Source organism: Pseudomonas poae RE*1-1-14, assembly GCF_000336465.1.
In the GTDB taxonomy this organism is placed as follows: Bacteria; Pseudomonadota; Gammaproteobacteria; order Pseudomonadales; family Pseudomonadaceae; genus Aquipseudomonas; species Aquipseudomonas poae.
On record NC_020209.1, the window covers coordinates 4,170,687 to 4,192,170 of the forward strand.

Here is a 21,484-nt window from a genome sequence, read left to right on the forward strand (position 1 = left end):
AAGATGGCATTGAAATCCCCCGCGTTTCGTAGAAAATTTCCGTTGCTGGTAACCGGCAGTCTGCTGGCCATGCAACCTTTCGCCACCTCATTCGTGGTCGCCGCGGAACAGTATGACTGCTCAGTCTCTGCTTCGGGTGCCTGGGATTGCGCGCCGAAAACCGCCGCCGCCCCATTACCACCGCGCCCGGTGCATGACGGCGCCGCCGCAAGCTCGGCCAACAGCACGGCCCAGGCCGCTGCGGGTGGCACTGCCGAGGCCGAGCCGAAGACGGCGCTGGTCACCGAATCCAAGGGCCGTGGCCTGCGTTCGCGCAGCGCCGACTACAGCCACCTGGACTGGGTGCCTCGCGACAAGCTGACCGCAGCCCAACTGGCCGAAACCGGCCCGTATTGCGGCGGTGCGTACATCGAGCCGATTCGTCCTGGCATGAACGACAAGACGGACAAGAGCGACGCGCCCACCTTCATCGGCGCGAAGGCCTCTCGTTATGAGCAGGAATCCCAAGTCGCGACGCTGGCCGGTGACGTCGTCATGCGCCAGGGCAGCATGCAGCTCGAATCCCAGGAAGCCAGCCTGTACCAGGCCGAGAACCGTGGCGAGCTGAACGGTAATGTGCGTCTGCGCGACAACGGTGCGCTGATCGTCGGCGACCGTGCCGAGGTTCAGCTGGACACCGGCGCCGCACAAATCGACAACGCTGAATACGTGATGCACAAGTCGCGTATCCGCGGTAACGCGCTGTACGCCAAGCGTGCCGAAAACGCGATCATCCGCCTCAAGGACGGTACGTACACCACCTGCGAGCCGGACAGCAACGCCTGGCAACTGCGCGGCAACAACATCACGTTGAACCCGGCCACCGGTTTCGGTACGGCCACCAACGCGACGTTGCGGGTCAAGAACATCCCGATCCTGTACACCCCGTACATCTACTTCCCGATCGATGACCGTCGTCAGTCCGGCTTCCTGCCGCCGAGCTTCGCCACCGGCAGCGAGAGTGGCTTTGCACTGACAACGCCGTACTACTTCAACCTGGCGCCGAACTACGACGCCACGTTGTACCCGCAGTACATGACCAAGCGCGGCCTGTTGATGGAAGGCGAATTCCGCTACCTCACAAAGTCCAGCGAAGGCCAGTTCGGTGGTGCGTACCTCAACGACGACAGCGACGAGCGCAGCAAGCAGACGGATTCGGAAAAAACGCGCTACATGCTCAACTGGCAGCACAAGGGCGGGCTGGATTCGCGCGTGCTCACGCAAGTTGACTACACCAAGATCAGCGATCCTTATTACTTCCAGGACCTTAAGTCCAACCAGATCGGGATCGAGACTTCGGACTTCGTCAATCAGCAGGGCTCGGTGTCTTATCGTGGCGACAGCTATCAGGCACGTCTGAACCTGCAGGCGTACCAGTTGGCAACCGTGACGCAGATCACTCCCTACGACCGCCTGCCACAGATCACCTTCAACGGCGCGTTGCCTTACCATCCTGGCGGCCTGGATTTCAATTACGAAACCGAAGCTGTCAGGTTTGAACGCGACCTCATGTCCGGCAACTATGTCGACAAGGATGGCGGACCGGTCAACGCGGATGGCAGCATCGGCACGCGTCGTTTGGATAACAACGTCCCGGGGCTGACTCGTGCAAATGGTACGCGCCTGAATCTTGCCCCAAGCATGTCGCTGCCGATGAACTGGACTTACGGCTTCATCACGCCGAAGCTCAAGTACGTATACACCAAATACGATCTTGACCTGGACAGCAAAGGCAAGAGCGACATCATTGCAGCGCAGAATGCAGCAACGGCAGCTTCCCCTTACGCCGGCGGTGTATTCAAAAGCTCTCAGGATCGCGCAATCCCTATAGCCAGCATCGACAGCGGCCTGTACTTCGACCGCAAGACCAACTGGTTCGGCAAGGACTACAACCAGACCCTCGAGCCGCGCGCGTTCTACCTCTACGTCCCGAATAAAGACCAGAGCGACATTCCGGTCTTCGACACCAGCGAAAACACGTTCAGCTACTCCTCGCTGTTCCGCGACAACCGCTTCAGCGGCAGTGACCGGATCGGTGACGAGAACAAGCTGTCCCTGGGCGTAACCAGCCGCTGGATCGAAGATAACGGCTTTGAGCGTCAGCGCGTGGCTATCGGCCAGGCCCTGTACTTCAAGGATCGCAAGGTTCAACTGCCTGGCATTCTGGCCGCTGACCGCGACGACGCCAAGACCGACGTATCGCCAATCGCCCTGGACTACGAGTTCCGCTTCAACCGCGACTGGCGCGCCACTGCCGACTACAACTGGGACCCCGAGAGCCATGCTCCACGTTCCGGCAGCGCAATGTTCCACTACCAGCCGGAAGACAACCCGAACAAGATCATCAACCTTGGCTATCGCTATCGTAACGACCAGGTGGTCTACAACCAGTTGACCGGCAAATGGCAGTTCGGTGGTGACTACAGCGTTCCGTCAGACACCGCGAACTACGTCAAGGATTACTACAAAATCCAGCAACACGACTTCTCGATGATGTGGCCAATCATTCCGCAGTGGAACCTGATCACCCGCTGGCAGTATGACTACGCCCGCAACCGCACTCTGGAAGCCTTCGGTGGTTTCGAGTACGACAACTGCTGCTGGAAACTGCGCGTCATCAACCGTTACTGGGTTTCCAACGACGAATACACGCAGATCGCCCCGCTTAACGAAAAGGGTGACCACGGGCTCTTCTTCCAGATCGTCCTCAAAGGACTCGGCGGCCTGACAGGCGCCAAGGTAGAGAGCTTCCTCGACAAAGGCATTCAAGGTTATCGTCAACGTGAAGATCAAGCTTTCTGATTGTGTGCGCCCGCTCCTGCTGGGCGCGTTGTTCCTGGGTGCCGCATCGGCGCACGCTGCGGTTCAACAGCTGGATAAGGTCGTGGCCATCGTCGATAACGACGTGATCATGCAGAGCCAACTGGACCAACGCGTCAAGGAAGTCCAGCAGACCATCGCCAAGCGTGGCGGTGGTGTGCCGCCGACCAGCGTGCTGGACCAGCAGGTACTGGAACGCCTGATTGTCGAGAACCTGCAACTGCAGATCGGCGAGCGTTCCGGCATCCGTATTTCGGACGAAGAACTGAACCAGGCCGTCGGCACCATTGCTCAGCGCAACAACATGAGCATTGACCAGTTCCGCGCCGCCCTGGCCCACGACGGTCTTTCCTATGATGACGCCCGCGACCAGATCCGCCGCGAGATGATCATCAGCCGTGTACGCCAGCGCCGCGTGGCCGAGCGCGTTCAGGTGTCCGAGCAGGAAGTGAAGAACTTCCTGGCTTCGGATCTGGGCAAGATGCAGCTGTCCGAAGAACTGCACCTGGCCAATATCCTGATCCCGACCCCGGACAGCGCCAACTCCGAGCAGCTCAACGCCGCCGCCGCGAAAACCCAGGCTATCTATGATCGTCTGAAAGCCGGCGCCGACTTTGCGCAAATGGCCATTGCCCAATCCGGCAGCGACAACGCCCTCGAAGGCGGTGACATGGGCTGGCGTAAAGCCGCGCAACTGCCACCGCCTTTCGACCGCGAGCTGAGCGCCATGGAAGTCGGCGGCATTACTCAGCCGGCCCGTACCCCGGGTGGCTTCATTATCTTGAAGCTGCTGGAACGCCGTGGCGGCGAGACCTCGCTCAAAGACGAAGTGCATGTGCGTCATATCCTGGTCAAGCCGAGCGAAATTCGCACCGAAGCGCAAACCAAGGAACTGGCCCAGAAGATCTATGACCGCATCGAAAGCGGTGAAGACTTCGCCACCCTGGCCAAAAGCTTCTCGGAAGACCCGGGTTCTGCCCTCAACGGCGGCGACCTCAACTGGATCGACCCGCGTGCGTTGGTGCCGGAGTTTCAGGACGTAATGGCCAAGACCCCGCAAGGCGTACTGTCCAAGCCGTTCAAGACCCAATACGGCTGGCACGTGCTGGAAGTCCTTGGCCGCCGCGCCACTGACAACACCACCCAGGCCCGCGAGCAACAAGCGCTGACCGTGCTGCGTAACCGCAAGTACGACGAAGAGCTGCAAACCTGGTTGCGTCAGATCCGTGACGAAGCCTACGTGGAAAACAAGCTGCCAGGCGCCGAGCAAACAGGCACCGACCAGGCAACTCAGTGAAACCACAGCGTTTCGCAGTGACACCCGGCGAGCCGGCCGGCATTGGTCCAGACCTGTGCCTGCTGCTCGCCTCGCACGCCCAGCCCCATCCCCTGATCGCCATTACCAGCCGCGACCTGCTCATTGAGCGGGCCGCGCAGTTGGGTGTGGCTGTCACGCTGCTGGACGTGGCGCCGGGCAACTGGCCGGAGCTGCCAGCCCCGGCGGGCAGCCTGTACGTGTGGGACACGCCCTTGCAGGCCAAGGTCGTTGCCGGTCAGTTGGACAAGGCCAATGCGGCCTTCGTGCTCGAAACCCTCACCCGCGCAGGCCTTGGTTGCCTCAACGGCGACTTCGCCGGCATGATCACCGCCCCGGTGCACAAGGGCGTGATCAATGAATCCGGCATTGCCTTTTCCGGGCATACCGAATTCCTCGCCGAACTGACCCATACCGAACAAGTGGTAATGATGCTGGCCACCCGTGGCCTGCGCGTCGCCCTGGTGACCACGCATCTGCCACTGCGGGATGTCGCCGACGCCATTACCGCCGAGCGGGTGGAACGCGTAACGCGCATCCTGCACGCCGACCTGCAACACAAATTCGGCATTGCCCGGCCCCGCATCCTGGTCTGTGGGCTCAACCCCCACGCCGGTGAAGGCGGCCACCTGGGCCATGAAGAAATCGACATCATCGAACCCACCCTGGAGCGTCTGCGTCAGGAAGGCATGGACCTGCGCGGTCCGCTGCCGGCAGACACTCTATTTACCCCCAAATATCTGGAGCACTGCGACGCAGTGCTGGCGATGTACCACGACCAGGGACTGCCCGTGCTGAAGTACAAAGGCTTCGGCGCCGCCGTCAACGTGACACTGGGCCTGCCGATCATCCGCACCTCCGTCGACCATGGCACCGCCCTGGACCTGGCGGGCAGCGGCAGGATCGATACCGGCAGCCTGCACGTGGCCCTGGAAACCGCCTATCAGATGGCCGAGACCCGTTTATGACCGAGCATTACCAACACCGGGCGCGCAAGCGCTTCGGGCAAAACTTCCTGCACGATGCAGGCGTAATCGACCGCATCCTGCGCTCCATCCACGCCAAGCCAGAAGATCGCCTGCTGGAAATCGGCCCGGGCCAGGGCGCACTGACCCAGGGCCTGCTGGCCAGTGGCGGCCAGCTCGATGTGGTTGAGCTGGACAAGGACCTGATCCCGATCCTCAACCAGCAGTTCGCCGGCAAGGCCAACTTCAACCTGCACCAGGGCGACGCGCTGAAGTTCGACTTCAACAGCCTCAATGCCGCGCCCAACAGCCTTCGGGTGGTGGGTAATCTGCCCTACAACATCTCAACGCCGCTGATCTTTCATCTGCTCAACAACGCCTCGATCATCCGCGACATGCACTTCATGCTGCAAAAGGAAGTGGTCGAGCGTCTGGCGGCAGGCCCTGGCGGCGGTGATTGGGGGCGTCTGTCGATCATGGTTCAGTACCACTGCCGCGTAGAGCATTTGTTCAACGTAGGCCCCGGCGCCTTCAACCCGCCGCCGAAAGTCGATTCGGCCATCGTGCGTCTGGTGCCTCACGCCGTGCTGCCGCACCCGGCCAAGGATCACAAGCTGCTGGAGCGCGTGGTGCGCGAAGCGTTCAACCAGCGCCGCAAGACCTTGCGCAACACGCTCAAGGCACTGCTGAGCAATGCTGAAATCGAAGCCGCCGGCGTCGACGGCAGCCTGCGCCCCGAACAGCTGGACCTCGCCGCCTTCGTGCGCCTGGCCGACCAGTTGGCGATCCAGCCTGCGCCAGCAGTGGAATAAGGCTCAAGCCTCGAAACAATCCAAATGTGGGAGGGGGTTTGCCCCTTCCCACAATTGAACCCAGTGATGCCGGCAGATGTTCAAAGCCCCCGGAGAGCATGTCTGGCCTAGTGACCTCCTCTTGGCCTAGACTGGTCCGCATCTGCTGTCCTCCGCTTTTGCTTTTAAGGCCTCTTGCATGTCCGATCCTCGCTACCAGATCGACGTCAGCGTCGTCACCCGCTTCCTGGCGGACCAATCCCAGCCCGAGCACAACCGCTTCGCCTTTGCCTACACCATCACGGTCAAGAACAACGGCCTGGTGCCGGCCAAGCTGCTGTCGCGCCATTGGGTGATTACCGACGGCGACGGCCAGGTCGAGGAAGTACGTGGCGCGGGCGTGGTCGGCCAGCAGCCGTTGATCGACAGCGGCGCCAGCCACACCTACAGCAGCGGCACGGTGATGACCTCCAGGGTCGGCACCATGCAGGGCTCCTATCAAATGAAAGCCACCGACGGCCAGTTGTTCGACGCCATCATCAAGCCGTTTCGCCTCGCCGTGCCCGGTGCTTTGCACTGATGGCGACGTATGCGGTCGGCGACCTGCAGGGCTGCCTGGATCCCCTCAAGTGCCTGCTTGAGCGCGTGGCCTTTGACCCGGCGCAAGATCGCCTGTGGCTGGTGGGCGACCTGGTCAACCGCGGTCCGCAGTCCCTCGAAACCCTGCGCTATCTCTATGGCCTGCGTGACTCTCTGGTGTGCGTGCTGGGCAACCATGACCTGCACCTGCTGGCGGCCGGCCGTAACATCGAACGTCTGAAAAAGGGCGACACGCTGCGCGAAATCCTCGAAGCGCCGGACCGCGACGAGCTGCTGGAATGGGTGCGTCGGCAAAAAATCCTGCATTACGACCAAGCGCGCAACATGGCAATGGTGCATGCGGGGATTCCGCCGCAATGGACGCTGAAAAAAGCCCTCAAATGCGCCGCCGAGGTCGAAATCGCCCTGGCCGACGATAACCTCTACACCGCCTACCTCGACGGCATGTACGGCAATGAACCGGTCAAATGGGACAATGACCTCATGGGCGTCGCACGCCTGCGGGTGATCACCAACTACTTCACGCGTATGCGCTTCTGCACCGCCGACGGCAAGCTGGACCTCAAGACCAAAGAAGGCGCCGACAGCGCGCCGCCGGGCTACAAGCCCTGGTTCGCCCACAAGGAACGCAAGACCCGCGACACGAAAATCATCTTTGGCCACTGGGCCGCCCTCGAAGGCCACTGCGACGAGCCCGACGTGTTTGCCCTTGATACCGGCTGCGTGTGGGGCGGCGCCATGACCCTGATGAACATCGATTCCGGCGAGCGCTTCAGTTGCCGGTGCGAACCCCCACTGCCCACCCAGCCCTAGGAGCCCGCCATGAGCGAATTCAAACGTATCCCCCCTGAACAAGCCCAGGCCCTGCGCGAGCAAGGTGCCGTGGTGGTCGACATTCGTGATCCGTCGACGTATGCCGCCGCTCATATCAGCGGCGCGCAGCATGTGGATAACCACAACATTCAGGACTTCATCCGCGCCGCCGATCTCGATGCGCCGCTGATCGTGGCCTGCTACCACGGCAACTCCAGCCAGAGCGCCGCCGCTTACCTGGTCAGCCAGGGGTTCTCCGACGTCTATAGCCTGGACGGCGGCTTTGAGCTGTGGCGTACGACCTATCCCGCAGAAATTTCTTCCGGCGATCCGCAATAATTTTTTTCACACCCCGCTACCCCGCGTGACGCTTGGGCTTGCGCCGTTTCTGACGAACGGCGCGGGCAAACTAATTACGCATCACGCCTTGACCTCCACGATTCCGAACTATCCTTAAGCGCAGGCCATCCAAATCAGGGGAGAGCCGGTACACCGGCGCACGGGTCATCGGTAGCGTTTCAGGGTGTTCTGGGGGGAAACAGCCATTGGCGTCTGCCAATGGCTGCCAGCATCGACTGATTGATCCGGCGTCGGCTCCACGTATCGAGCGAGGTGACGACGTCATGAGTATCTTTAGCCACTTCCAACAACGCTTCGCGTCCACGCAGCAGGAAGAACTCACGCTTCAAGAGTATCTGGAGCTGTGCAAACAGGACCGCAGCACCTACGCATCGGCCGCCGAACGCCTGCTACTGGCGATAGGCGAGCCGGAGCTGGTGGAGACCGCCAACAACTCGCGCCTGTCGCGCATCTTCTCCAACAAGGTGATCCGCCGCTATCCGGCCTTCGAAGACTTCCACGGCATGGAAGAATGCATTGACCAGATCGTCTCCTATTTCCGCCATGCCGCCCAAGGCCTGGAAGAGAAGAAACAGATCCTCTACCTGCTCGGCCCAGTGGGCGGCGGTAAATCGTCCCTCGCCGAAAAGCTCAAACAGTTGATCGAGAAGGTGCCCTTCTACGCCATCAAGGGCTCGCCGGTATTCGAATCCCCCCTGGGGTTGTTCAACGCCACCGAAGATGGCGCGATTCTCGAAGAAGACTTCGGCATACCGCGGCGTTACCTCAATACCATCATGTCGCCCTGGGCCACCAAGCGCCTGGCCGAGTTCGGTGGTGATATCAGCCAGTTCCGCGTGGTCAAGCTCTACCCGTCAATCCTCAACCAGATCGGGGTGGCCAAGACCGAGCCCGGCGACGAAAACAACCAGGATATTTCGGCGCTGGTGGGCAAGGTCGATATCCGCAAACTCGAGGAATTCCCGCAGAACGACGCCGACGCCTATAGCTACTCGGGCGCGCTGTGCCGGGCCAACCAGGGCCTGATGGAGTTCGTGGAAATGTTCAAGGCACCGATCAAGGTGCTTCATCCACTGCTCACCGCTACTCAGGAAGGTAACTACAACAGCACCGAGGGCCTGGGGGCGATTCCATTCAACGGCATCCTGCTGGCCCACTCCAACGAATCGGAGTGGCACACCTTCCGCAACAACAAGAACAACGAAGCCTTTATCGACCGGATTTATATCGTCAAGGTGCCGTACTGCCTGCGCGTCAGCGACGAGATCAAGATCTACGACAAGCTGCTGTTCAACAGCTCCCTGTCCAAGGCCCATTGCGCGCCGGACACCCTGAAGATGCTGGCGCAGTTCACCGTGCTGTCGCGCCTCAAGGAGCCGGAAAACTCGAATATCTATTCGAAGATGCGCGTGTACGACGGCGAAAACCTCAAAGACACCGATCCGAAGGCCAAGTCGATTCAGGAATATCGCGACACGGCGGGTGTGGACGAGGGCATGAACGGTCTGTCGACGCGCTTTGCGTTCAAGATCTTGTCCAAGGTCTTCAACTTCGATCCCCACGAAATCGCTGCGAACCCGGTGCACCTGCTCTATGTGCTGGAACAGCAGATCGAACAGGAGCAGTTCCAGGCCGAAACGCGCGAGCGCTATTTGCGCTTTCTCAAGGAGTATCTGGCGCCGCGCTATATCGAGTTCATCGGCAAGGAAATCCAGACCGCGTACCTCGAATCCTACAGCGAGTATGGCCAGAACATCTTCGACCGCTACGTGCTGTACGCCGACTTCTGGATTCAGGATCAGGAATACCGCGACCCGGAAACCGGCGAAATCCTCAACCGCGTAGCCCTCAACGAGGAGCTGGAAAAAATCGAAAAACCGGCCGGTATCAGCAATCCGAAGGATTTCCGCAACGAAATCGTCAACTTCGTGCTGCGTGCCCGCGCCAACAACAATGGCAAGAACCCCACCTGGCTCAGCTACGAGAAGCTGCGCGTGGTCATCGAGAAGAAAATGTTCTCCAACACCGAGGACCTGTTGCCGGTCATCAGCTTCAACGCCAAGGCCAGCAAGGAGGATCAGCAAAAACACAACGACTTCGTCACACGCATGGTCGAGCGAGGCTATACCGACAAGCAGGTACGGCTGCTGTCGGAATGGTACCTACGGGTCCGGAAATCGCAGTGAGAGAAATAGCTGCAAGCTTCTAGCTGCAAGCTGCAAGAGAACAGCGCACGCCGCTCCAACTTGCCGCTTGCCGCTTACGACTTGAAGCTCCCCGGAGGGGCCCCATGAGCTATGTGATCGACCGACGCCTCAATGGCAAGAACAAGAGCACGGTAAACCGCCAGCGTTTCCTGCGGCGTTACCGTGACCACATCAAAAAGGCCGTGGAAGAAGCGGTCAGCCGCCGCTCCATCACCGATATGGAGCATGGCGAGCAGATCAGCATCCCCGGTCGGGACATCGACGAACCGGTGCTGCATCACGGGCGCGGCGGCAAACAGACGGTCGTGCACCCCGGCAACAAGGAGTTCACCACCGGCGAACACATCCAGCGGCCTCAAGGTGGCGGTGGCGGCAAGGGTGCGGGAAAGGCCGGCAACTCTGGCGAAGGCATGGACGAGTTCGTGTTCCAGATCACCCAGGAAGAATTCCTCGAATTCATGTTCGAGGATTTGGAACTGCCCAATCTGGTCAAACGCAACCTCACCGGCACCGACACCTTCAAGACCGTGCGCGCGGGGATCAGCAACGAGGGCAACCCGTCGCGCATCAATATCATCCGCACCCTGCGCTCAGCCCATGCACGGCGCATCGCTCTCTCCGGCAGCAGCCGCGCCAAACTGAGGGAGGCCAAGGAAGAACTGGCGCGGCTCAAACGCGAAGAACCGGATAATTTCGGCGATATCCAGCAGATCGAGGCGGAAATAGAGAAACTCAGCGCGCGTATTCATCGCGTGCCTTTTCTCGACACCTTCGACTTGAAATACAACCTGTTGGTGAAGCAACCCAACCCCAGCTCCAAGGCCGTGATGTTTTGCCTGATGGACGTGTCCGGCTCCATGACACAGGCCACCAAGGACATTGCCAAGCGCTTCTTTATCCTGCTGTACCTGTTTCTGAAGCGGAACTACGACAAGATCGACGTGGTATTCATCCGTCACCACACCAGTGCCCGGGAAGTGGACGAGGAAGAGTTCTTCTACTCGCGGGAAACCGGCGGCACCATCGTGTCCAGCGCGCTGAAGTTGATGCAGGAGATCATGGCAGAGCGCTACCCGGCCAATGAGTGGAACATTTACGCGGCCCAAGCCTCCGACGGTGACAACTGGAACGATGACTCGCCAATCTGCCGCGACATTCTGATCAACCAGATCATGCCGTTCGTGCAGTACTACACCTACGTCGAAATTACCCCCCGTGAGCACCAGGCCCTGTGGTTCGAATATGAGCGCATCGGCGACGCCTTTGCCGACACATTCGCCCAGCAGCAACTGGTCTCGGCCGGCGATATCTACCCGGTCTTCCGTGAACTCTTCCAGCGCAGGTTAGTGACATGACCGCCAAAAAAGAGACTAGGCGCCAACCTCTTTCCACTGGGTCCGAGTGGACCTTCGAACTGATCCAGGCCTATGACCGGGAAATCAGCCGCATTGCGGCCGGTTATGCGCTGGACACCTACCCCAACCAGATCGAAGTGATCACCGCCGAACAGATGATGGATGCCTATGCCTCGGTGGGCATGCCGCTGGGCTACCACCACTGGTCCTACGGCAAACACTTCCTCAGCACCGAGAAATCCTACACGCGGGGCCAGATGGGCCTGGCCTACGAGATCGTGATCAACTCAGACCCGTGCATCGCCTACCTGATGGAAGAAAACACCATCTGTATGCAGGCGCTGGTGGTGGCCCATGCCTGCTACGGGCATAACAGCTTCTTCAAGGGCAACTACCTGTTCCGCACCTGGACCGATGCCAGCTCGATCATCGATTACCTGGTGTTCGCCAAGCAATACATCATGCAGTGCGAGGAGCGTCACGGCATCGATGCGGTGGAAGACCTGCTCGACTCCTGCCATGCATTGATGAATTACGGGGTCGACCGCTACAAACGCCCCTATCCGATTTCCGCCGAGGAAGAACGCCTGCGCCAGACAGAGCGCGAGGAGCATCTGCAGAAGCAGATCAACGACCTGTGGCGCACCATTCCTAAAAAGGCCGGCAAAAACAGCGACAAGGATAATGCACGCTTCCCCGCCGAACCACAGGAAAACATCCTCTATTTTCTGGAAAAACATGCGCCGCTGCTCGAACCCTGGCAGCGCGAAATTGTGCGTATCGTGCGCAAGATCGCGCAATATTTTTATCCGCAACGCCAAACCCAAGTGATGAATGAAGGCTGGGCAACGTTCTGGCACTACACCCTGATGAACGATCTGTACGACGAAGGCCTGGTCACTGACGGATTCATGATGGAATTCCTCACCTCCCACACCAGCGTGGTGTTCCAGCCCGGCTTCGACAGCCCTTATTACAGCGGCATCAACCCTTACGCCCTGGGCTTCGCGATGTACCGTGACATACGGCGCATGTGCGAACACCCCACCGAGGAGGATCGCCGCTGGTTCCCGGAAATAGCCGGCAGCGATTGGCTATCGACCATCAAGTTCGCCATGAGCAGTTTCAAGGACGAGAGTTTTATCCTGCAGTATCTGTCGCCTCAGGTGATCCGCGATCTCAAGCTCTTCAGCATCATGGATGACGACCTCAAGGACGACCTGGTGGTACCGGCCATCCACGATGAACCCGGCTACCGCATCATCCGCGAAACCCTGGCGGCGCAGTACAACCTGGGCAACCGCGAGCCCAACGTGCAGATCTACAGCATTGATGTGCGCGGTGATCGCTCGCTGACCCTGCGCCACCAGCAGCACGATCGCAAACCCCTGGGCGAATCCACCGAAGAAGTACTCAAGCACTTGCACCGGCTGTGGGGCTTCGACATTCACCTGGAAACCCTGCAAGGCGACCAGGTGATGAAAACCCATCACGTACCACCGCGCAGCGATCAAGGTGATGGCGACTATGGCCGTCTGGATTTGTCCGTGGTCCATCTCTGAAACGGCAAAGCCTCCATTGGCCAGGCACAGGCGGTATCCTGTGGCGCTAATGGAGGCTTTTTCATGAAAATCTACAAAGTCGGCGGCGCCGTACGCGACCGCTTGCTGGGCATCAAGGTCACCGACATCGACCGCGTGGTGGTTGGTGCAAGCGCCGAAGAAATGCTCGCCAAGGGCTACAAACCGGTGGGCGCGGACTTTCCGGTATTCCTCGACCCGAACAACGGCGACGAGTACGCCCTGGCCCGCACTGAACGCAAGAGTGGTCGGGGCTACGGCGGCTTTGTGTTTCATGCCAGCCCCGACGTGACGCTGGAGGAAGACCTGATCCGCCGCGACCTGACGATCAACGCCATGGCGGAGGACGACGACGGCCATGTGATCGACCCGTATCACGGCGAGCGCGACCTGCAAGCACGGGTTCTTCGCCATGTTTCACCTGCGTTCGCCGAGGATCCGTTACGTGTGCTGCGTGTAGCGCGCTTTGCTGCCCGTTACGCGCCCCTGGGTTTTACCGTGGCGCCGCAGACGCTGGAACTGATGCGCCAACTCAGCGAATCCGGCGAACTGGAAGCGCTGACGCCTGAACGCAGTTGGAAAGAAATTTCCCGTGCACTGATGGAAGATCAGCCTCAGGTCTTTATTCAGGTGCTGCGCGACTGCAACGCGCTGAAAACTTTAATGCCGGAAGTGGACGCCCTGTTTGGCGTGCCGCAGCCTGCAGCCCATCACCCCGAAATCGACACGGGGGTGCACACCTTGAGTGTGCTGGAACAGGCTGCCGTGCATCAGCAACCCCTGACGGTACGCTGGGCCTGCCTGCTGCACGACCTGGGCAAGGGCGCCACGCCTGTGGATAAGTTGCCGCAGCACATTGCCCATGAACAGCGAGGTTTGAAGCTGATCAAGGCAGTGAATGAACGCTTCAAGGTGCCGAGGGATTGCCAGGAGCTGGCACTGCTGGTTGGCCAATATCACACTCACGGCCACCGAGCGCTTGAGCTTAAGGCCTCGACGTTACTGGAGTTGCTGCAAAGTTTTGATGTTTACCGCCGGCCACAGCGCTTTGAAGAGTTTGTGGTGAGCTGTGAAATGGATGCGCGGGGTCGCAAGGGGCTGGAACAGAGAAGTTATCCACAAGCGGATTATTTGCGCGGCGCAGCGAAAGCGGCGCGCGAGGTGCCAGTGGCGCCGCTGCTTGAAAAAGGCTTCAAAGGCCCGCAACTGGGCGAGGCACTCAAGCGCGAACGCCTCAAGGCACTGCAGGCCTATAAATCACTGTAGACGCGAGCTTGCTCGCGCCTATAGGAGGGCGTCTGGCGTCAGTTGCTGGCCTTGCCACTCGAAGCCGACGGGCGTCAGCACCTGGTCGATCTGTGCATCGCGCCACAGCTCGGCCAGGGTCTTGCAGGCCAGCGGATGCACACGATCCGGCGCCATCATCGACAGCGGCCAAAGCACGAAGGCGTTGGTGAGGATCTCTGCGCGCGGCAGGACCAAGCCTTCAAAATCACCCACCAGCTCGCCATACAACAGCACGTCGATATCCAGCGGCAGCCCTTTGCGGTCGGGTGCATAGCGGCCGTTTTCGGCCTCGATGAATTTCAGCCTGCGGTCCAGCTCCTTCAGCGGCAGGTCGGTATACGCCGACACCACCAGGTTGAAAAACGGCCCGCTCTTGATGCCAACCGGCTGGCTTTCGAACACGGCCGAGCAACGCATCCCGGTCAGAAAACCCGCCAATGCATCCAGCCCGGCGCGCAAACGAGGCTCACGCTCGATATTGCTGCCAAGGCCTAGGTAAACCTGAGTCAGCGACATCCGCGCTCGATCTCCACGCCCACGCCCCTGGCGGCCGGTACAGCGCCTGGCTTGGTCAACTTGAGGTGCAACCAGGGAATCTGAAACTCACTCATCAGTACTTGCGCCAGGCGTTCGGCGAAGGTTTCCACCAGTTGGTACTGGGACTCGTCGGCAAAGGCCTGGATGCGCGCGGACACGCTGGCGTAATCCAGCGCCAGGGTCAGGTCGTCACCGGCTGCGGCCGGGCGATTGTCCCAGGCGAAGCTCAGGTCCAGGCGCAAGCATTGCTTGATGCCGCGCTCCCAGTCGTAGGCGCCGATCACCGTGTCGACTTCCAGGCCTTCGATAAACACTCTGTCCAAGCACTCTTCTCCGCAGCACGACAAGGGCGCGATGCCCCGTTAGAATCAGGGCGTCCTCGCCCGGAATAGTTAGCATGTTTTGGTCACTGGCGATTTTCGCCTACCTGCTCGGCTCGCTGTCCTTCGCCATTTTGCTCAGCCGCCTGACGGGCAATCCCGATCCGCGAATGAGTGGCTCAGGCAATGCCGGCGCCACCAATATGTTGCGTTTGGCCGGCAAGAAACTTGCCGTATTGACCCTGCTGGGCGACGTCTGCAAGGGCGTGGTGCCCGTGCTGATCGCCAGCTTCGCCGGTCTGACCCTGCAACAGCAGGCCTGGGTGGGCGTATGCGCCGTCCTGGGCCATCTGTTTCCACTGTACTTTCGCTTTCGCGGCGGCAAAGGCGTCGCCACGGCGGCCGGCATGCTGCTGGGAATCTACCCTCCAGCAGCATTGCTGGCCATCACGGCATGGCTGCTGGCGTTCTACCTGACCCGCACCAGCTCGCTAGCCGCGCTGATCGCCACGCCGCTCAGCCTGCCGCTGCTGGCCTGGCAGGCACCGGCAGCGTTGTTGCCGATGAGCGTGCTGACGCTGCTGATCGTCTGGCGCCACCGCGGCAATCTACGCGACCTGTTTGCCGGGCGCGAACGGCATTTTTAAATACGCCCGCTGAACCCGGTTCACGCGCAAGCCTCACAACGGTGACAACTGCTCCATCGGCCAGCGCGCCTGCACGCTGATCGCCAGGCTTTCATGCTGCCCGGCCTGCAGGCGCTGGCAGCCGGCGTAGGCGATCATCGCGCCGTTGTCGGTGCAGAACTCGGGGCGCGCATAGAACACTTCGCCCTTCATGTCTGCGAGCATTTTTTCCAGCGAAGCGCGCAAGGCCTTGTTGGCGCTGACGCCGCCAGCGATCACCAGGCGCTGCATGCCCGCCTGCTTGAGCGCGCGCTTGCACTTGATAGTCAAAGTCTCCACCACGGCCTGCTGGAATGCCAGAGCGATGTCGCAACGGGCTTGCTCACTGTCGTCCCCGGCGCTGACGCTGTGTTGCCAGGTGTTGAGCGCCGAGGTTTTCAAGCCGCTGAAGCTGAACATCAGCCCCGGACGATCACACATCGGACGCGGGAATGTGTAGCGACCGGCCAAACCCTTTTCGGCCAGACGCGCGATTTCCGGGCCACCAGGATAATTGAGGCCCATCATCTTGGCGGTCTTGTCGAACGCTTCACCGGCAGCATCGTCCAGGGACTCGCCCAACAGCGTGTATTGACCGATCCCATCGACCTGAACCAGCTGCGTATGGCCGCCCGACACCAACAAAGCGACGAACGGAAACTGTGGTGGTGTTTTTTCCAGCATGGGGGCCAGTAAATGGCCTTCCATGTGGTGCACACCGAGGGCGGGAATGCCCCAGGCAAACGCCAGCGCCTGGGCGCAAGAGGCCCCAACCAGAAGGGCTCCAACCAATCCGGGGCCGGCGGTGTAGGCGATGGCATCGATCTCGGTCGGCACACAGCCAGCCTCGTCCAACACCTGGCGGATCAACGGCAGCATGCGCTTGACGTGATCACGGCTGGCGAGCTCCGGCACTACGCCGCCATAGGCACGGTGCAGGTCGATCTGACTGAACAGTGCATCGGCCAAAAGCCCGCGTTCACTGTCGTAAAGTGCGACACCGGTTTCGTCGCAGGAGGTTTCAAGTCCCAGTACTAGCATGGGTTTGCGCCTTGTAGAGGCTGAATTCGAAGGCGCGCATAATAGTCGCCACTCCCCCTCCCGCCTAGCGGTTTTCGATCAGAGGCTTTGCATTCCGAGCAATGAGGGGTTAACATCCGCAACCCTTAAAAACCGACGACCTCAGCCGCGAATTTTTTGCGACGAGAACGTTGAATCCCGGTAATGAAAGAAGGTAGCTCTGGATGCCAGCCGTCAAAGTAAAAGAGAACGAACCCTTCGACGTAGCTCTGCGTCGTTTCAAGCGCTCCTGCGAAAAAGCCGGTGTTCTGGCTGAAGTTCGTAGCCGCGAATTTTATGAGAAGCCAACTTCTGAGCGTAAGCGCAAGGCAGCAGCCGCTGTTAAGCGTCACGCCAAGAAAGTTCAGCGCGAACAGCGCCGCGCCGTTCGTCTGTACTAATACACAGACGTTCGTAGCAAGCTTCTGCCAAGCCCGGCCCTCAGCCGGGCTGTTGGCATTTGCGGATATCGCTTGATGTTTCACTGTTGACGCCGCACACGCGACCGATACAACCGCTTCACACGTCAGGACTGGCTCTTTTGCCAGCGGTGCGCGTCTCTTCTGACGAGCCTAACAAGGCTACTGACGAGCACACTTATTCTTCAAACAGACGATCAACCGTGTCGGCTGTGCCCATTGACGAGTTCCGAGGCCGCCCACAGGCCAAGACCGGATACCGGGGCAACATTTCCATGCCGACGCCTGATAGAAACTTAACGTCAGAGAATATTCGGCAGATACACTTCCTGACAATCCATGCAGACGTAAGCGGGTCGAGCACGCGATAGCCGCGCTTGAACACTTCATGGACCCCGATTGACACGCAGTGATGACGAGAACGCCATGGCCGGGCTGATTCCCCAGAGCTTTATTGACGACCTTCTGAACCGCACCGACATCGTCGATGTTGTCAGCTCACGCGTGCAATTGAAAAAAGCCGGCAAGAACTACACCGCCTGCTGCCCGTTCCACAAGGAAAAGACCCCGTCATTCAGCGTCAGCCCCGACAAGCAGTTCTACTATTGCTTCGGCTGCGGCGCAGGCGGCAACGCCCTCGGTTTCCTCATGGACCACGACAACCTGGATTTCCCCCAGGCAATCGAGGACCTGGCCAAAGCCGCCGGCATGGAAGTCCCCCGCGAAGAAAGCGGTCGCCCGCACAAACCGCGCCAGCCCACCGACTCGCCGCTGTACCCGCTGCTGACCGCTGCCGCCGACTTTTATCGTCAGGCGCTCAAGAGCCATCCGCAACGCAAGGCCGCCGTCGACTACCTCAAGGGCCGCGGCCTCACCGGCGAAATCGCCCGTGACTTCGGCCTGGGCTTCGCGCCACCCGGCTGGGACAACCTGTACAAGCACTTGAGCAGCGATACGCTCCAGCAAAAAGCCATGATCGATGCCGGCCTGCTGGTGGAAAACGCCGAAACCGGCAAGCGCTACGACCGCTTCCGCGACCGCGTGATGTTCCCGATTCGCGACAGCCGTGGTCGCATCATCGCCTTTGGCGGGCGCGTGCTGGGCGACGACAAGCCCAAATACCTGAACTCACCGGAAACCCCGGTGTTCCACAAGGGCCAGGAACTCTATGGCCTGTATGAAGCACGCAAGAACAATCGCAACCTCGATGAGATCATCGTGGTTGAAGGCTATATGGACGTGATCGCCCTGGCCCAGCAAGGTTTGCGCAACGCCGTGGCAACCCTCGGCACAGCCACCAGCGAAGAACACCTCAAGCGTCTGTTTCGCGTAGTACCCAGCGTGCTGTTCTGTTTCGATGGTGACCAGGCCGGCCGCAACGCCGCCTGGCGCGCCCTCGAGGCCACGTTGTCGAGCCTGCAGGACGGGCGCCGCGCGCGCTTCCTGTTCCTGCCCGAAGGCGAGGACCCGGACACTCTGGTACGCGCCGAGGGCACCGACGCATTCCGTGCGCGCATCAACCAGCATGCCCAGCCATTGGCGGATTATTTCTTCCAGCAGCTGACCGAGGAAGCCGACCCGCGCTCCCTTGAGGGCAAGGCCCACATGGCCACCCTCGCCGCGCCACTGATCGACAAGGTTCCGGGCGCCAACCTGCGCACCCTGATGCGTCAACGGCTGCTGGAAATCACCGGCCTGAGTGGCGAGGCCGTCAGCCAACTGGTGCACAGCGCACCGCAGAACGCGCCACCGGCCTATGACCCGGGCATGGACTACGATGCCATGCCGGACTACGCCGACTTTCACCAGCCGCAGGACGCCTATGCGCCGCAGCAGGACTGGACGCCAAAGAAACCCGGCGCTGGCGGCAAGAAATGGGAAAAGAAACCCTGGAGCAAGAATTTCAAGCGCGGTGATCGCGACGAGGCTTATGCCCCCCGAACTCCGGTCGCCGTCGAAGCCCCTACGCTGATTGCCCTGCGCACGCTCATCCATCACCCGGAACTGGCGGGCAGGGTTGAAAGTGCCGAGCATTTTGCCAACGAGAGCAACACGTACGCTCAGGTGCTGATTGCCCTGATCGAAGCCGTGCAGAAAAATCCTAAGCTAAACTCCATCCAGCTGATGGCTCGCTGGCATGGCACCGAACAGGGCCGTTTGTTGAAAGCACTCGCGGAAAAGGAGTGGCTAATTGACGGCGATAACCTTGAACAACAGTTTTTAGACACCATTACTAGGTTATCCGCGGGTCAGCATACGCAGACCCTCGATGAGCTCATCAAGAGAGCCAGGCAGCCAGGATTGTCGGCTGAAGAGCAAATTCAGATAGCAAAACAGATGCGCGACCTATTAAAACAGAATGTTTCAGCATCTAACCCGACCTCAGCTGGCGTGTGAGGTCATAGCTCGGGTATAATCCTCGGCTTGTTTTTTGCCCGCCAAGACCTTCAGTGGATAGGGTGTTATGTCCGGAAAAGCGCAACAGCAGTCTCGTATCAAAGAGTTGATCACCCTTGGTCGTGAGCAGAAGTATCTGACTTACGCAGAGGTCAACGACCACCTGCCTGAGGATATTTCAGATCCCGAGCAGGTGGAAGACATCATCCGCATGATCAATGACATGGGGATCCCCGTACACGAGAGTGCTCCGGATGCGGACGCCCTTATGTTGGCCGACGCCGATACCGACGAGGCAGCCGCTGAAGAAGCCGCTGCCGCGCTGGCTGCGGTGGAGACCGACATCGGTCGCACGACTGACCCTGTGCGCATGTATATGCGTGAAATGGGCACCGTCGAGTTGCTGACGCGTGAAGGCGAAATCGAAATCGCCAAGCGCATTGAAGAGGGCATCCGTGAAGTGATGGGCGCAATCGCGCACTTCCCTGGCACGGTTGACCACATTCTCTCCGAGTACACTCGCGTCACCACCGAAGGTGGCCGCCTGTCCGATGTCCTGAGCGGTTATATCGACCCGGACGACGGCATTGCGCCACCTGCTGCCGAAGTACCGCCGCCGGTCGATCCGAAAGCCCCTAAAGCGGACGACGAGACCGAAGACGACGACGCTGAAGCCAGCAGCGACGACGAAGACGAAGTCGAAAGCGGCCCGGATCCGGTCATCGCTGCCCAGCGTTTTGGTGCGGTTTCCGATCAAATGGAAATCACCCGAAAGGCTCTGAAGAAGCATGGTCGCTCCAACAAGCAGGCAATTGCCGAGCTGTTGGCCCTGGCCGAGCTGTTCATGCCGATCAAGCTGGTGCCCAAGCAATTCGAAGGCCTGGTTGAGCGCGTTCGCAGCGCCCTTGAGCGTCTGCGTGCACAAGAGCGCGCAATCATGCAGCTGTGTGTGCGTGACGCACGCATGCCGCGCACCGACTTCCTGCGCCAGTTCCCGGGCAACGAGGTTGACGAAAGCTGGACCGACGCGCTGGCCAAGGGCAAGGCGAAATACGCCGAAGCCATTGGTCGTCTGCAGCCCGATATCATCCGCTGCCAGCAGAAGCTGACCGCGCTTGAGACCGAGACCGGTCTGACGATTGCCGAGATCAAGGACATCAACCGTCGCATGTCGATCGGTGAGGCCAAGGCCCGCCGCGCGAAGAAAGAAATGGTTGAAGCCAACTTGCGTCTGGTGATCTCCATCGCCAAGAAGTACACCAACCGTGGCTTGCAATTCCTCGATCTGATCCAGGAAGGCAACATCGGCTTGATGAAGGCTGTGGACAAGTTCGAATACCGTCGCGGCTACAAGTTCTCGACCTATGCCACCTGGTGGATCCGTCAGGCGATCACTCGCTCGATCGCCGACCAGGCACGCACCATCCGTATTCCGGTGCACATGATCGAGACGATCAACAAGCTCAACCGCATTTCCCGGCAGATGTTGCAGGAAATGGGTCGCGAACCGACCCCGGAAGAGCTGGGCGAACGCATGGAAATGCCTGAGGATAAAATCCGCAAGGTACTGAAGATCGCCAAAGAGCCGATCTCCATGGAAACCCCGATTGGTGATGACGAAGACTCCCATCTGGGTGACTTCATCGAAGACTCAACCATGCAGTCGCCAATCGATGTCGCCACTGTTGAGAGCCTTAAGGAAGCGACGCGCGACGTACTGTCCGGCCTCACTGCCCGTGAAGCCAAGGTACTGCGCATGCGTTTCGGCATCGACATGAATACCGACCACACCCTTGAGGAAGTCGGTAAGCAGTTTGACGTGACCCGCGAGCGGATCCGTCAGATCGAAGCCAAGGCGCTGCGCAAGTTGCGCCACCCGACACGAAGCGAGCATCTGCGCTCCTTCCTCGACGAGTGATACCAGAACCCCCGGCCCAGGCCGGGGGTTTTGCTTT

18 protein-coding genes are annotated in these 21,484 nt (G+C 60.0%); 15 read left to right on the forward strand and 3 right to left on the reverse strand.

Annotation, left to right across the window (positions count from 1 at the left end):
- Positions 1-3 precede the first annotated feature (3 nt).
- From H045_RS18285 to H045_RS18335, 11 genes are all read left to right on the forward strand, one after another.
- Positions 4-2,841, forward strand: a complete 2,838-nt coding sequence (locus H045_RS18285; protein WP_015373092.1) for an LPS-assembly protein LptD — start codon at positions 4-6, stop codon at positions 2,839-2,841.
- Positions 2,822-4,156, forward strand: a complete 1,335-nt coding sequence (locus H045_RS18290; RefSeq protein WP_015373093.1) for a peptidylprolyl isomerase — start codon at positions 2,822-2,824, stop codon at positions 4,154-4,156. Before H045_RS18285 ends, H045_RS18290 begins: the two co-directional genes overlap by 20 nt.
- Positions 4,153-5,142, forward strand: a complete 990-nt coding sequence (gene pdxA / locus H045_RS18295; protein ID WP_015373094.1) for a 4-hydroxythreonine-4-phosphate dehydrogenase PdxA — start codon at positions 4,153-4,155, stop codon at positions 5,140-5,142. The genes H045_RS18290 and pdxA overlap by 4 nt, the downstream gene beginning before the upstream one ends.
- Entirely contained in the window at positions 5,139-5,951 is an 813-nt protein-coding gene (gene rsmA / locus H045_RS18300; protein ID WP_015373095.1) for a 16S rRNA (adenine(1518)-N(6)/adenine(1519)-N(6))-dimethyltransferase RsmA, read from the forward strand. Before pdxA ends, rsmA begins: the two co-directional genes overlap by 4 nt.
- A gap of 178 nt (positions 5,952-6,129) precedes the next feature.
- Complete coding sequence (apaG, locus tag H045_RS18305; RefSeq protein WP_015373096.1) at positions 6,130-6,510, forward strand: Co2+/Mg2+ efflux protein ApaG; 381 nt, start codon at positions 6,130-6,132, stop codon at positions 6,508-6,510.
- Complete coding sequence (locus H045_RS18310) at positions 6,510-7,343, forward strand: symmetrical bis(5'-nucleosyl)-tetraphosphatase (RefSeq protein ID WP_015373097.1); 834 nt, start codon at positions 6,510-6,512, stop codon at positions 7,341-7,343. The genes apaG and H045_RS18310 overlap by 1 nt, the downstream gene beginning before the upstream one ends.
- Positions 7,344-7,352: 9 nt before the next feature.
- A complete protein-coding gene (gene glpE, locus H045_RS18315) occupies positions 7,353-7,682 on the forward strand; it encodes a thiosulfate sulfurtransferase GlpE (RefSeq protein WP_015373098.1) in 330 nt (109 codons plus the stop codon).
- 284 nt (positions 7,683-7,966) lie between these two features.
- A complete protein-coding gene (locus H045_RS18320) occupies positions 7,967-9,889 on the forward strand; it encodes a PrkA family serine protein kinase (RefSeq protein WP_003232611.1) in 1,923 nt (640 codons plus the stop codon).
- Positions 9,890-9,993: 104 nt separating this feature from the next.
- Positions 9,994-11,265, forward strand: a complete 1,272-nt coding sequence (locus H045_RS18325) for a YeaH/YhbH family protein (protein WP_003232613.1) — start codon at positions 9,994-9,996, stop codon at positions 11,263-11,265.
- Positions 11,262-12,827, forward strand: a complete 1,566-nt coding sequence (locus H045_RS18330; protein WP_015373099.1) for a SpoVR family protein — start codon at positions 11,262-11,264, stop codon at positions 12,825-12,827. The genes H045_RS18325 and H045_RS18330 overlap by 4 nt, the downstream gene beginning before the upstream one ends.
- A 63-nt stretch (positions 12,828-12,890) precedes the next feature.
- Positions 12,891-14,111 carry a multifunctional CCA addition/repair protein gene (locus H045_RS18335; protein ID WP_015373100.1) on the forward strand — a complete coding sequence of 407 codons (1,221 nt, stop codon included), beginning with the start codon at positions 12,891-12,893 and terminating at the stop codon, positions 14,109-14,111.
- Between the two features lie 18 nt (positions 14,112-14,129).
- Here the strand turns inward: H045_RS18335 and folK are convergent, their stop codons facing one another.
- Together folK and folB are read right to left on the reverse strand one after the other, a co-directional pair.
- Positions 14,130-14,648, reverse strand: coding sequence for a 2-amino-4-hydroxy-6-hydroxymethyldihydropteridine diphosphokinase (gene folK, locus H045_RS18340; RefSeq protein WP_015373101.1), 519 nt, complete (start codon positions 14,646-14,648; stop codon positions 14,130-14,132).
- On the reverse strand, positions 14,639-14,992 hold the full coding sequence (gene folB, locus H045_RS18345; protein ID WP_003232620.1) for a dihydroneopterin aldolase: 354 nt from the start codon (positions 14,990-14,992) through the stop codon (positions 14,639-14,641). Before folB ends, folK begins: the two co-directional genes overlap by 10 nt.
- Positions 14,993-15,066: 74 nt before the next feature.
- Between folB and plsY the strand changes: the two genes are divergently transcribed.
- Positions 15,067-15,636 carry a glycerol-3-phosphate 1-O-acyltransferase PlsY gene (gene plsY / locus H045_RS18350; RefSeq protein ID WP_015373102.1) on the forward strand — a complete coding sequence of 190 codons (570 nt, stop codon included), beginning with the start codon at positions 15,067-15,069 and terminating at the stop codon, positions 15,634-15,636.
- A 33-nt stretch (positions 15,637-15,669) separates the two neighbouring features.
- On the opposite strand, the gene tsaD is transcribed toward plsY, so the two are convergent.
- Positions 15,670-16,695, reverse strand: coding sequence for a tRNA (adenosine(37)-N6)-threonylcarbamoyltransferase complex transferase subunit TsaD (gene tsaD, locus H045_RS18355; RefSeq protein WP_003232625.1), 1,026 nt, complete (start codon positions 16,693-16,695; stop codon positions 15,670-15,672).
- A 203-nt stretch (positions 16,696-16,898) separates the two neighbouring features.
- Between tsaD and rpsU the strand changes: the two genes are divergently transcribed.
- The 3 genes from rpsU to rpoD all read left to right on the forward strand — a co-directional run bounded on the left by rpsU (position 16,899) and on the right by rpoD (position 21,447).
- A complete protein-coding gene (rpsU, locus tag H045_RS24680) occupies positions 16,899-17,114 on the forward strand; it encodes a 30S ribosomal protein S21 (protein WP_002551877.1) in 216 nt (71 codons plus the stop codon).
- Positions 17,115-17,558: 444 nt separating this feature from the next.
- A complete protein-coding gene (gene dnaG, locus H045_RS18365; protein ID WP_015373103.1) occupies positions 17,559-19,529 on the forward strand; it encodes a DNA primase in 1,971 nt (656 codons plus the stop codon).
- 67 nt (positions 19,530-19,596) lie between these two features.
- Positions 19,597-21,447, forward strand: coding sequence for an RNA polymerase sigma factor RpoD (gene rpoD, locus H045_RS18370; protein WP_003232629.1), 1,851 nt, complete (start codon positions 19,597-19,599; stop codon positions 21,445-21,447).
- The last annotated feature ends 37 nt before the right edge of the window (positions 21,448-21,484 follow it).